At 59.2% G+C, this 12,857-nt stretch carries 11 protein-coding genes; 6 read left to right on the top strand and 5 right to left on the bottom strand.

What is annotated here, in order from left to right; translation table 11 throughout:
- A partial coding sequence (locus ABHR75_RS06990; protein ID WP_346963956.1) for a helix-turn-helix domain-containing protein occupies window positions 1-262 on the bottom strand: 262 nt, incomplete at its 3' end.
- A 470-nt stretch (window positions 263-732) separates the two neighbouring features.
- Window positions 733-1,782, bottom strand: coding sequence for a PDDEXK nuclease domain-containing protein (locus tag ABHR75_RS06985; RefSeq protein ID WP_138374824.1), 1,050 nt, complete (start codon window positions 1,780-1,782; stop codon window positions 733-735).
- 167 nt (window positions 1,783-1,949) lie between these two features.
- On the opposite strand from ABHR75_RS06985, the gene ABHR75_RS06980 reads away from it, so the two are divergent.
- The gene (locus ABHR75_RS06980; protein WP_138112918.1) at window positions 1,950-2,219 is read left to right on the top strand and encodes a hypothetical protein; all 270 of its coding nucleotides are present in this window, start codon (window positions 1,950-1,952) and stop codon (window positions 2,217-2,219) included.
- A 94-nt stretch (window positions 2,220-2,313) separates the two neighbouring features.
- Here the strand turns inward: ABHR75_RS06980 and ABHR75_RS06975 are convergent, their stop codons facing one another.
- The 3 genes from ABHR75_RS06975 to ABHR75_RS06965 all read right to left on the bottom strand — a co-directional run bounded on the left by ABHR75_RS06975 (window position 2,314) and on the right by ABHR75_RS06965 (window position 6,543).
- Window positions 2,314-4,803: a phosphatidylinositol-specific phospholipase C gene (locus tag ABHR75_RS06975; protein ID WP_346963955.1), complete on the bottom strand. Its 2,490-nt coding sequence runs from the start codon at window positions 4,801-4,803 to the stop codon at window positions 2,314-2,316.
- 305 nt (window positions 4,804-5,108) lie between these two features.
- Complete coding sequence (locus tag ABHR75_RS06970; protein WP_138112914.1) at window positions 5,109-5,702, bottom strand: hypothetical protein; 594 nt, start codon at window positions 5,700-5,702, stop codon at window positions 5,109-5,111.
- 241 nt (window positions 5,703-5,943) lie between these two features.
- A complete protein-coding gene (locus ABHR75_RS06965) occupies window positions 5,944-6,543 on the bottom strand; it encodes a hypothetical protein (protein ID WP_138112912.1) in 600 nt (199 codons plus the stop codon).
- Window positions 6,544-6,922: 379 nt separating this feature from the next.
- Between ABHR75_RS06965 and ABHR75_RS06960 the strand changes: the two genes are divergently transcribed.
- The 5 genes from ABHR75_RS06960 (at window position 6,923) to ABHR75_RS06940 (ending at window position 12,579) form a co-directional block, all read left to right on the top strand.
- Entirely contained in the window at window positions 6,923-7,555 is a 633-nt protein-coding gene (locus tag ABHR75_RS06960; protein ID WP_171021518.1) for a cyclodeaminase/cyclohydrolase family protein, read from the top strand.
- A 2-nt stretch (window positions 7,556-7,557) separates the two neighbouring features.
- The gene (locus ABHR75_RS06955; protein WP_138112908.1) at window positions 7,558-8,412 is read left to right on the top strand and encodes a bifunctional 5,10-methylenetetrahydrofolate dehydrogenase/5,10-methenyltetrahydrofolate cyclohydrolase; all 855 of its coding nucleotides are present in this window, start codon (window positions 7,558-7,560) and stop codon (window positions 8,410-8,412) included.
- A gap of 355 nt (window positions 8,413-8,767) precedes the next feature.
- Window positions 8,768-10,291 (top strand): C69 family dipeptidase, encoded by a 1,524-nt coding sequence (locus ABHR75_RS06950; RefSeq protein WP_138112906.1) that lies wholly within the window; start codon window positions 8,768-8,770, stop codon window positions 10,289-10,291.
- Between the two features lie 99 nt (window positions 10,292-10,390).
- Window positions 10,391-10,807: a hypothetical protein gene (locus ABHR75_RS06945; protein WP_022095127.1), complete on the top strand. Its 417-nt coding sequence runs from the start codon at window positions 10,391-10,393 to the stop codon at window positions 10,805-10,807.
- A gap of 8 nt (window positions 10,808-10,815) precedes the next feature.
- Window positions 10,816-12,579 (top strand): ABC1 kinase family protein, encoded by a 1,764-nt coding sequence (locus tag ABHR75_RS06940; RefSeq protein ID WP_346963954.1) that lies wholly within the window; start codon window positions 10,816-10,818, stop codon window positions 12,577-12,579.
- The last annotated feature ends 278 nt before the right edge of the window (window positions 12,580-12,857 follow it).

The raw sequence follows: 12,857 nt of genomic DNA, 5'->3' as shown, positions 1-12,857 counted from the left end.
CGGCCAGGCGCGGGCAGGCCGCCGACAGGTCGGCGGTGGCGTCCACGCGCTCGCCGCGCCTGGCCTTCGGCGCCGTCGCGAACCTGTGCGACGCCACCTCGGCGCTCACCGTCGAGGGCGACCTGCCCAGCTCCCTCGCGATCTCCCTGCACGACGCCCTGCGCTCCAGCATCCTCTGGACCGTGTCCCGCTCGTGCCTCGTGAGCCTTCCGTAGGCCCTCGGAACCGCCCTCGCGGAGCCACTCTTCTTCTTTCCGGACATGCCGTCCTCCGATCTCCCGGGGCCGACCGATCCGGCCCTCAGGGTATCGGGTTCCCACATTCATCCGTACATGTGCGGATGAATGTGGGAGGTGTTCGGATAAAGTCGATAATCAAGGTCTGATTGTTTGAGGGTGCCAGATGTAAATAATCGGTGGAGCGGCTGCAAAAGAGCCGTCTCGCTGGGTAAAATCAGGATGTGCCGCGGAACCCGCTCCTCAGCTAGTCACACTTCGGAAGCGCGGGCAACGCAGGTATTATCGTCTAAAGGGCCGGCTGCAACCGGCCCTTTTCTGTGGCAGCCAATGGACCCACATCAGACGAAGGCCGCGTCTTTGCCTGTCAGGTCACGCTCGCCAGCCACGGCTAGAATGTCGTTGCCGGCGTCCATGACCGGTATTGTTTCGTAGCGTGCGTCGCAACCGCGAGTGCGCCTGCGACGGCTGCGGTGGCTTCGGTCGCAACGTGCTGCTACCCTTGCGTTTCGCCATTAGTCGCTTCGTTGATGGCGCGGTACTCGGCACTCAGCTCGCGCGCCAGCTCTTCCTTGCTTGGAAGATACGGCAGGTATTTGGCGGTAAACACTTGGTCGTTGTCTTCGGGCAGCGTGTACTCGACAATCGAATCGCTTTTGTCCGCGCAGAGCACGATGCCTATGGGCGGATTGTCGCCTTCGTTCATGAGCTCGCGCGTGTAGTAGTTCACATACATTTGCATCTGGCCCAGGTCCTGATGCGTAAGGTCGTCCGTCTTAAGGTCGATGAGCACGAAGCAGCGCATCAGATAGTTGTAAAAAACAAGGTCAATATAGAAATGGCGCCCATCAAAGGTGATGCGCTTTTGGCGCGCCTCGAAAGCGAAACCACGGCCAAGCTCCAGCAGGAACTTCTGAAGATGCGTGATGAGCGCCTGCTCTAGATCGCTCTCGCGAAACGCAGTATCGTCCGAGAAACCTAAAAACTCCAGTACATATGGGTCGCGGATGATATCCTCGGGGCGACGAGCCGGGGCGCTCTTTTGGATTTCCTGGGTGACGGCCTCCTTGTCCTTGCTGGCAAGTAGGCGCTCGCGGAACATGGTGTTGATCTGGCGTTCGAGCTGACGCGTGCTCCAACGAGAATCGGCGCATTCGTTCATGTACCATGTTCGAGCATCAGGGTCGGTTATACGCGATAACCTGCGGTAATGTGTCCAATTCAATTCGGAACGCAGCGCGTTCCGGATTGGGAACGCAAGATAAAACTGACGCATGTATCTTAAGCTTCTGGCGTTGAAGCCTCTGCCAAAATCCTTAGTCAATCTAACGGCAAGTTCGTCGATCAGTGCATCGCCATACTTGGCGCGCCCCTCTCCGCCCTGTTCATCAACAATACTCTTGCCGATCTCCCAATATGCCTCAACCATCGCAAAGTTAACGGCGGTATAGGCCTTGTCGCGAGCGGCGTTGAGAATCGAGGAGACCTGCTTGTAAAAACCTTCGGGCACGATTGCCGATTCTCCACGGTTTACCAGTTCGCCCATCACTGTCGCCCCACTTTCCTTTTGTGGAATGCGTCTTTATCGCATTTAGTTTAAAGCCTCGCGCGGACACGAATTGCTGTGCTGTCTGACATCTTCGCATGGGGCCTTGCGGTGACTAAAATGTGACCATAGAGGCAGTTTTAGCGAATCCCACGGGAGTGACGCGTATGGACAATAACACGCTGCTATTCCAGGACAAAGGTTCGGGTAGGTATAAAGACGTCAAGATCTACCCCAACCGTATTGAGGTGCTCAAGAAGGGCACTTTTGGTGGCAAGCACACCGAGATTGTCTATCTTAAGGACATTACGGGGGTCAACAGGATCAAGGGCCGCGATGTTTTTCTGCGTAACAGGCTGTTGACTGCTTGTGTTTTTAGCCTGAGCAGCCGTGCGAAGGCCCAGGAGTTTGTTAACGCGCTGAACATGGTGATGTAGCCTATGGCGGCGTTTGGGCCAAGGTAAAAATCGGGGGCACAGAACGGTGTCCTGCGCCCCCCATTGAGTCGATGTGTCTAAAAGGCCGGCTTGCCTATTCGCTACCGTCCCCAGCGTTTTCGCGGTCGTTGGCAAGCATTGCCGCGCCGGCGACCGTTGTCGCTACGGCGGCGGCAGCGAGCCCGGCGGCAATGCCGGAGCCGTCGCCCGTGTCGGCGAGTTTTCCGCCCGAGTTCTTGCCCTTGTTGCCCTTACCGTTCTTATCAGCGCTGCCTGCGTTGGAACCCGTGCCACCGTCGGTGCCGGTGCCGCCTGCACTGCTCGAGGCCGCTACGGTAAAGCTCGCGGCTCCGTCATTAGCAAGCTTGTAGTTTTGCGCCGCGTCGCCCAAAAGACCGTTCGCGCGCACCCAGTACGTTCCCGCGGTAAATGCCTCGCCCTCGACCATTGCCGTGCCCGGAGCGCCGTCCGCGTCGTGCACAAACTCGAGCTGAGCCGTGCAGGCATCGTTTTCGAGTTTGCCCTCGAGCAGCGCCGCGACCTTTGTGCGCACATCCTCGCCGGCCTTAAGGCCTTCGAGCCCCTCAAAGTGGGGTGTCAGTGCGCGCGGATCGATATCGATGGGCACGGATCCCTGCAGCCCCGTAACGGTCTCGTTGCCCAAGGCGTCGACATCCACGTATTCGATGGTAAACGCATGGCCCGAAGCCGCCACGTTGAGTACGTTGCTGCTGTCGACAAGGCGGAAATGGCCCTCGCCAACGGTCTTGCCATCCTGGAGCGAGGCATCGCTCAGCGAGTCGCCGTACGTCATGCGCATGCGGGTCGGGAGGCAGCACGAAGCCGACTGCGTGTGCTTCGTATCGTAATTGTAATTGCGCTGGTAGATGCTCCGGGCCAGCGCCGCATCAACAAAGTCGGATGCGATGATGCCAATGTGCTTGAGGTAATCTGACTTTGTATCCTCGATGCCGCTGGGATTGATGTACGGGCTCTTATACAGATGCTCGTTGACTACTCGTGCCGAGGTAAAAGGATTGCCTCCGTGCGACAAGCCCGTGCAGCTGGTGTAGTTGATAGACCAGCAACGCTCCAGGACTTTCTCCTTGGCCCCGTTATCGTCCTCGACATCTACCTCGTTGCGCGTGCGCCCGGTCGTTTCCTTCAGCGCATTATCGACCCAGCTGAGCTTGTCGGTTCCCGTGAGTTTGTACTTGTCCTGGGCGTATACCTTGGTGCAATAGGGCTCTTTGTCGCCTGTTTCCCCCGCGGCTTCAAAGCCCCGCGCGTCTTGGACGAGACACATGGAACTGCTGTCGGTGTGCACTGCGATTTTGTTATCCCATTCGGTGAGGTCGAGTCCCCACGTGTGGCCGCTTACGCTGTCGCCGTCGAGTCCAAATCGACGTAGCAGGACGATCTTTCCGCGCACCTCGCCCAGTGTGGGAACGCGGCTCGACGTATAGAACAGTTTGGGGTTGTCGCCCAAAACCTTGGCGAAAGCCGTCGTAACACTTTCGTCGGTAGCCTCGTCGTTGCCTCGTGATACAAGCATGATGAGCGCTTCTGTCGGGTTTTCGTTCAAAAACGTTTTGAAGTAGCCTATGACATCGGAGAGATGCAGATAGTTCCCGTCTTTTTTGAGTAGGTAGAAAATCCCGTGGTCGATGCCGGGGTCATCGCCCTTTCCGAGCCGGATATCGAAATAGCGAATGCCTTCGAGCAACTGCGTGGGAATGTAATCCTGCTGGCATTTTACTTGCGAGGATTGGGGCTCAGTGTCGTTGTCCACGCTGCAGGTGCCCGAATCGTGCGTACCCGGGATGCTCAGCTCGTCGAGGAACTTGTTGTCGTCGACGTATTTCATCCAACATGGTCCGTCGACGTAGCTGCTGTACGTGATCCAGTCGAGGCTGCTAACCGTGGCATCGTTCTTTTTCATGTCGTAACCGATAAGTTCGAGCTCCCACGGAATGCTCTTACTCTTATGGCAGATCTTATTGTTGTCCTGGTCTTTGCCGTTCGATTCTATTGCCAGGTACTTAATGTCTTTTTTCTCGGTTTCTTTCTCGACCGTGCGGTCTCGGATGATGTAGGTTCCGTTTGATTGACGCTCGAACGCAAAAGCGCGGCTGGGCTTGTTGTCATACTCGCCGCCCCATACGTGGATGACCTTTCCATCTTTGTCCGAGTCGTCGTCGACCGACCAAATGCTGTAGCCCGTCTTTTTATGCTCTTCGAAATTGAGCAAGGTGCGGATGGCGTACCAGTTTGTATCGTCATTCTTGGTCGTTACGTTCTCAAGGATGAGCTTGCTGGACGTGCCGTCGTTAAACAGGTGACAGACGTTGCCGCGAACGTTGCCGTCTTGGTTGACGCTCGCGGTGCGAAAATAGCCCGCGGGGCGAAGGCGAATGACGAAATTGTGGAGGCTGTCCGACGGTGCGGGTGTGTTGTCTGCAAATGCCGCTCGCAGGGGAATGCCCGGCGCTGCGGTTTCGGGCAGGCTTGCAAGTGGTGACAACGCCGCAAGCCCTAGGCCCAGCGTAAACGCTCGGCGGCTGATGGCATGGTGTTCGGTCATAACTTCTCCATTCGCAGAGTGCGGTTATGCGATAGTTTTGGTCACTATACTGCCCAGATGTTTAAAGATGCTGGTTTAATTGTCTGCGCGGCGCAATAAATCGGTGGGCGGACGTGTTGGGGTGTTTGTCGTTTTCGTACTGTTGCCACATTTGGGGCGGTTCCGGCGTCCGGCATCCTCGCGTTCGTCGGCTACAGGCATAAGAAAGGGAGGGTCGGTTTACCGGCCCTCCCTGGGTACGAAGCGCTGGGGTACCGTCGCTTGTTTGCACTGCGACCGTGTTTCCCGTTGCGCTCGCCAGTCGCTTAGCGCTTGATCTCGATATCGTCGAGCTTGACGTCCATGGCCTCGGTCTTGGCCTCGGCGATGTCGTCGGCAAATTCCAGAGACTTCATCATGGTCTCGACGGCGTCCTTGTGCTCCTCGACGTTGTCGATACGCACATACACACTGCCGCCGTCAACGTCGGTGAAGTATTCGGTCGTTACGCCGCCCGAGTGTGTATAGGAAGCGTTGCGCCAAGTCTTGCCGTTGTACTTGACGGGGTCATTCTCGGTCCACTCAAAGCTGGCATTCCACTTTGCCTCGTAGTCGAACAGTTCATCGGCGTTCTTGTCAGAGTCGAAGACGGGGATGAAGCGATCGCTGGCGTGCTCGCTCTCGGTGAACTTAAACTGGGCCCTGTCGGCGGTGTCGCCTGCGACGTCGGTGATCTCGACGCCCTCGGGGACCTCGACCTTAAACCAAATGAAGTCGGTCCTCATATCCACGGCTGGCTTTTCTGCTCCGCCGCCACCTCCACTGCCGGTAGCGCCGCCGCTGCCACCGCAGCCCACCAGGGCAACCGCGGCAAAGAGACTGATGCAGAGGGTGAGAATCGCAAAGGCCTTCTTTTTCATGGTCGTGTCCTCCTCGATCTGTAACCGCCCATGGATTACCTGCCTTTACTGTACGCGTGGACGGCTCGCTAGGGTGGGCCATGTGTCCCATTCTGAGGGCCGGATTTGCGCCGTTAAGTGGCAATATGCACGGGTCCAAAAGAGGGGAGGGCCGGTGCTGTCGGCCCTCCCCGGGTTGGGCGCCCGTTGTTTTAATGGGGCGCATGTGCGCGGGTGCGCGTAGGCGCGTGCGGGTGTCCCGTTACTTGATCTCGATGCTCGAAATCTCGACTTCGCGTGCCTCGGAAACTGCCTCTTCCATGTCATCGGGGAACTCGATGGAGTTGAGGAGTGCCTCGGCTTCTTTCTTGTGCTGGTCGAAGTTCGAGATGAGGACGTAGACGCTTCCCGGCTCAACATCGGTAAAAAGCATGGTTGAGATGCCGCTGTTGTCCTCGTATGTTCCGACGAGCCACGTCCTGCCGTTATACTCGACGGACCCGCCATCCTTCCACTGGAACGTATCCCCCTTCTTTTCCGCCTGGTCGGCGTGGGATTCCTCGGCCGTCAGCGCTTTTTTCCAAACGGGGATAAAGCGATCGGCCGAGGCGTTCTCGTCTTCGGGGAAGGTGAGCTGGACCCTGTCGGCATTCTTGCCGGCAGAGTCGCTTACGCCGACGCCCTCGGGCATCTCGACCTTAAACCAGATGTAGTCGGTCTTCTTGGCGACGGGGGCCTTTTCCTTGCTCTCGCTCTTGGGGGCGCTGCCGCCGCCCGATGCGCTCCCGCCGCAGCCCACAAGGGCGAGCGCGGCAAAGAGGGCGATGCAAAGGGAAAGGATTGATAGGGTCTTTTTCATCATGGTGGCGTCCTCCTTGTCTGCTGATGACATCACGGCGCCGCATGCTGTTGGGGTACTGATTGCGCTGGCGGCGGATGTCTCTGTGTACTGTGCGACTTATGCCTCCGTTCATCGCTTGTGGCCGTTGCGCGGCCGTTCCCCAACGGGTTCCTTACTTATAGATATGCCCCAGCTTGTGCTGCTCGGGAGTCTCGAAAGGTGGGCCATGTGTCCCATGTTTGCGTTGGCATGGCCTATCGTGTGCCATAGAAATCCGCGATGGCCAGGTGCGCTGACGCTCGCGTACTTATGGGCTAGACTTAGCACCATTACGTGATCGATGCGGTCGGCCGGCGTCGGCCGCCCGACCGATATATATGACTTGAAGGTGCGTGTGCGTATGAGCCAAGAGATGATGGATAAAACCTGTCGCGGTTTTGCCGAGGCGCTGGCCGCGCGCGAGCCGGTTCCCGGTGGTGGCAGCGCGAGCGCCTTTGTAGGTGCGCTGGGCGCCTCGCTTTGCGGAATGGTTGCCCGCTATGGGGCGACAAACCCCGCGCTTGCCGATCGCGCAGACGATCTGACGCGCGCGTTTGCCCAGGCGGATGAGTTGGCGCAGGAACTTGTGGGTCTGGTTGCCGAGGACGTTCGTGCCTACGGGCAGGTGTCCGCGGCGTACGGTATTCCGCGTGACGATCCGGCTCGAGCGACCGCGATTCAGGATGCGCTGCATGTGGCCGCTCTGCCGCCGTATCGCATTATGGATGCCTGCGGGCGTGCGCTGGCGCTGCTCGAGGACATGGCCGACAAGGGTTCGCGTCAGCTGCTGTCCGATGTGGCGTGCGGCGCCGTGTTCTGCCGTGCCGCTATGCAAGGCGCGAGTTTGACGCTCTTTGCGAACACCACGTCTATGAAGGATCGCGTTCGTGCCGAGGAGCTCGAGACGGCGTGTGATGAGCTGCTCGACACATGGTTGCCGCGCGCCGAGGCGCTGGCGCGCCGCGCCTCCGACGCTGCAAGGAAGAGAGGATAGCCATGGCTGAACTGCTGAAGGGTGCTCCCGTTGCTCGCGCTTTGACTGAGGAACTTGCTGCTCGCTGCGCAGCCCTGCGCGAGCGGGGCGTTGTTCCGACGTTGGCTATTGTGCGTGTAGGTGAACGCGAGGACGACCTATCCTACGAGCGCGGTGCGCTCAAGCGCTGCGAAAAAGTGGGGATTGAGGCTCGTCGCGTTTTGCTTTCTGCCGATGTTTCGCAGGACGAGCTGTTGACGGCTATCGAGGACATCAATGCCGATTCGGCTGTTCATGGCTGTCTGATGTTCCGCCCGCTGCCCGCCGGCCTTGACGAGAACGCCGTCGCCGCAGCGCTCGATCCCGCCAAGGATGTTGACTCCATGACGCCGGCTTCGCTGCTCACCACGCTTTCGGGGCGCGGCGAGGGTTTTGCCCCCTGCACAGCCGAAGCTGTGCTTGCTTTGCTGGATCATTACGGCGTTGAGCTGGATGGAGCTAAGGTTGCTGTGGTCGGGCGCTCGCTGGTGATCGGGCGTCCCGTTGCCGCCATGCTTACGGCGCGCAATGCCACCGTGACGACGTGCCATACGCATACGCGCGACCTTGCTGCCGAGTGCCGTGCGGCTGATATTGTGGTTGCGGCCGTTGGGCGCGCGCACACGATTGGTGTGGACGCGGTTCGCGAGGGCCAGACAATCATCGATGTTGGCATTAATTGGGACGAGGCCGCTGGCAAGTTGGTCGGGGACGTTGATTTTGATGCTGCAGAGCCGGTTGTTGACACCATCACGCCTGTGCCGGGCGGCGTGGGAGCTGTGACCACCGCGATTCTCGCCAAACACGTGATTGAGGCGGCGGAGCGCGCATCGAAATAGGCGTTTTGGGCTGTTTGAGGGGGTTAGCTATATACCACGTGGTCAAACAATGCCAAATATGAGTACTGTTGCCAAGATAGTCACATATGTCTTACGTCTTTTTGGCTTCCTAACGGTATCCATTATCGTTAGGAAGCCTATTTTATTGAACTTATGGGGAATAACGTTGTCTTGCTTTTGGGCAAATGGGGATTTTCGGCACTCGTTACAGGGAAATTTGCTGCCACTAAATTGGTGACAGTACTCATATTTGGCATTTTTTGACCACGGGGGCTGCCGAGGCCGTGGTTTCGCCCTTTCTGCGCCGAAGCGATACACTGTTGCCGTTTGATTTTTTCGCTCAAGGAGGATGCGCATGCCGTGCACAACGATTCTGGTCGGTAAAAACGCAAGCTACGACGGGTCGACCCTGGTCGCGCGTAACGAGGACTCGTCCAACGGGGTATTTGAGCCCAAGCGCATGCGCGTAGTGCATCCCGACGAGCAGCCGCGCGTCTACACGAGCGTCCTGAGCCACCTGACCGTTGAGCTGCCCGATAACCCCATGCGCTATACGAGCGTCCCCGATGTTGTTCCGGGCCACGGTATCTGGGCCGAGGCCGGTTTCAACGAGCTCAATGTTGGCATGTCCGCAACCGAGACGCTTACCACCAACGAGCGCGTCCGCGGCGCCGATCCGCTCGTGGACTACGTGCCCGCCAAGGGCAACGAGGGTGAGGACGGCTATGTGCCGGCGCAGCCCGGTGGCCTGGGCGAGGAGGACATGGTGACCCTGGTGCTGCCGTATGCCAAGTCCGCCCGCGACGGCGTGCGTATCTTGGGCGACCTGCTCGAGCGCTACGGCACTTACGAGAACAACGGCATCGCCTTTAGCGACGTGGACGAGATCTGGTGGCTCGAGACCATCGGCGGTCACCACTGGATCGCCAAGCGCGTGCCTGACGACGCCTATGTGACCATGCCCAACCAGCTGGGCATCGACAGCTTTGACCTGGATGACGCCGAGGGCGCCCAGGCCGACCATATGTGCTCCGCCGACCTGCGCGTCTGGATGGCCGAGTGGCATCTGGACCTGACGCTGGGCGTCGAGAGCGACGGCCCGGCTGCCGTCTTTAACCCGCGCGAGGCCTTTGGCTCGCACAGCGACAGCGACCATGTCTACAACACGCCGCGCGCCTGGTACATGCAGCGCTGCCTCAACCCCAGCGACGTGTGGGATGGCCCCGACGCCGACTACACGCCCGAGAGCGACGATATCCCCTGGAGCCGCGTGCCCGAGCGCAAGGTGACCATCGAGGACATCAAGTACGTGCTCTCGAGCCACTACCAGGGCACGGAGTACGACTGCTACGGCAGCAGGGGCACGCCCGCTACGCGTGGTGCCTATCGCCCCATCGGCATCAACCGCAACAGCCAGCTTGCCGTGTTGCAGCTGCGCCCCTATGCGCAGCCGGCCTACCGCGCCGTGCAGTGGATGGCCTTTGGTTCCAACTCGTTTAACGCGCTGGTTCCGCTGTACGCCAACGTCGAGACTATGCCCGAGTACTATGCCGACACGCAGGCTCGCGTGACGTCCGAAAACTTCTACTGGGCCAACCGCCTGATCGGCGCGCTGGCTGACGTCCGCTTCCATGAGTGCGGCCGCGCGGTCGAGGATTATCAGGAGAAGATCGGTGGCATGGGCCACAAGCAGATCCATGACGTCGACGCTGCCGTAGCCGCTCTGCCCGAGGTCGAGGTGCCTGCCGAGCTTGCACGCGCCAACGAGGCCTTTGCCGAGCGTGTTCGCGTGGAGACCGATGCCCTGCTGGGCAAGGTGCTTTACACCACGAGCTGCGCCATGAAGAACTCTTTCGCGATGAATGACAACGTGAGGTAGGGATTTCCCGTCGATCGAATAGCGCTAAAACGCTTTGTCGCTTTCGCTCAATCTTGGGTACAAGAACGCCAATGCAGTTGTTTGTGATTGGAGACAACCATGGTTATGAAACTCGATCAGCTTGTTAACGGCGCCATTAACGTGGGCTTTGGCGCTGCCGCCGTTGCTGTCGAAGGCGGCAAGAAGGTCCTCGACGACCTTAACACCAAAGGCGAGCAGGTCCGCAAGGACACCGCCACCCCCGATATCGCCCGCAGCGTGTCCGACATGTTCGAGCAGGCCGGTGGCACCATCTCCGATCTGACCGAGCGCTTGGGCATACAGGGCGAGACTGCGGCCCAGCGCGTGCTCGACGAGCTCATCCTTGCCCGCGTCCGCGTTATGACCGCCCCTGAGCGCACGGCCTTCCTAGCCCATGTGCGCGACATCGTCGATTCGGTCGAGGACAACGTGACCTCGGTGCCCGTCGAGTCCGTTGAGCCCGACGATGCGAAGGATACCGAAGAGGCCGAGTAGCAGCGCAGATGGCAGATTCCACCACCGATTACAACAATCTAGATCCTTTGGGTGACGAGGCGGCGGTTGTCGATGAGGTCGATGCCGCCGTCTCGGGCGCTCGCAAAAAGCCGCGCGCTGTCGATATGGTGCCCGAAGAGCCCGACGCGATGGCGCCGGACGAGGAATACCAGCTCACGCCGGCGGGTCGTCGCGAACGCATCGGGCAGATTGTTCGCTTGGTCAAAAAGTACCGTGTGTGGGATAACCTCACGCCGGTTCGCTTGCGCCGCCTGCTCGAGGAGCTCGGCCCCATGTTCGTCAAGATGGGGCAGATTCTGGCCAACCGGTCCGAGATTCTGCCGCAGCGCTTTTGCGATGAGCTGCGCCGTCTGCGTTCCGACGTGGAGCCGGTGCCGTACGAGGTAGTGCTCCGCTGCTTGGAAGAGGAATACGGCCTGCGCCTGGGGGAGATGTTCGATGCGATCGACCCCAATCCGCTTGGTAGCGCATCGCTCGCGCAGGTGCACCGCGCTCGTCTGGTGACGGGCGAGGACGTAGCCGTCAAGGTGCAGCGCCCCGGTGCGCAGCAGGTTATGGCGCAGGACATCGATATCATCCGCTCGGTGGTGCGCATTGTTTCCAAGTTCGTCAACACCGATCAATTCGTTGACCTGCACGGCGTAGTCGAGGAGTTGTGGATCTCGTTTCGCGAGGAGACCAACTTTTTGGCCGAGGCCAAAAACCTCAACGACTTCTACGAGTTCCATAAGAGCGTTCATGGCGTGACGTGCCCTAAATCCTATCTGGACCTGTGCACCGAGCACGTGGTGGTTATGGACTACGTCGACGGCATTTCGATCGCCGATCCTGAACACTTGGTGGCCGAGGGCTATGACTTGGAAAAGATCGGTGCTGCAATCGTCGAGGACTACTCGACGCAGGTGCTCGACGACGGCTTTTTCCATGCTGACCCGCATGCGGGAAACATCATCCTCAAGGACGGCATTGTCTACTTTATCGACTTGGGCATGGTCGGACGCATGTCGAGCCACGATCGCGGTATCGTCAAGGACATGATTTTCGCCGTGGCCGAGGGTGACGTGCCCAAGCTCAAGGATTCGCTCATGCGCTTCGCCGTGACGCGTGGCGACTCGGCTGAGCTCGATCATTCGGCCTTTTTGTCCGATCTTGACTTTATCGTGGCTGACTTTGCGGGCCTTGACCTGAAGGATCTGGATATCGGCGAGTTTTTGACCTCGCTGCTAAACTTGGCGCGCAAAAACGACGTTGAGCTGCCGAGCGTGGTGACGATGTTCGCGCGCGGCATGGTGACGCTCGAGGGTCTGCTGACCGAGTACATGCCCAACGTCAACATGATCCAGATCATCCAGACGCACATCAAAAACGAGAAGAGCACCTACGCCCGCATGCGCGAGATGAGCCGCGATCTTGCCGCGAGCAGCTATCGCGCGGCAAAAGGCTCGCTCGAGGCGGCCGAGTATCTGGGCTTGGCTTCGCGCATGCTCACACGCGGCCAGCTTAAGGTGAACACGCAGATCATGAGCAGCGATAAGGCGCTGCGACAGCTGGGTGGAATTATCGACCGCATGTCGATGGCTATTGTTATCGCCGGCTTGTTTATCGGTTCGTCGGTGGTGTACTACGCGCGCATCGAGCCGGTTGTGTTTGGTATCCCGGTCATTGGCTTTATGGGCTACGTGAGCGCGCTGGTGCTGGCGCTTATGCTGGGCCGCAATATCTGGCTCAACAGCCACGGCGGCAAGCGCTAGAGGCTGCGACCGTCACCGCATTTTCCTTTCGCAAACAATAGCTTTTACCTTGGGCTTCGCCTGCGTGCGAGGCCCTTTTGCGTGATAGCATATTGACGGTTTTAATCGATGGCCTAGATGGTGGTGCGGAGACGCACGAATGCGCGGTTTTCCTGCGCGTTTGGGGGAATCGGGGTGCAAGTCCCCGGCTGTACCAGTAACCGTAATTCCTCTTGGCTCGGGATGTTCGCGTCGCAGATCGGACGGCGCGCCTGAGCCGTTAAGGTTAAGTCGGATCG

Origin of the sequence: Collinsella aerofaciens, assembly GCF_039752955.1 — a bacterium.
Classification (GTDB): Bacteria; Actinomycetota; Coriobacteriia; order Coriobacteriales; family Coriobacteriaceae; genus Collinsella; species Collinsella aerofaciens_BI.
Note: the sequence above shows the minus strand (reverse complement) of the source record. Positions and strands in the feature narration are given on the sequence as shown.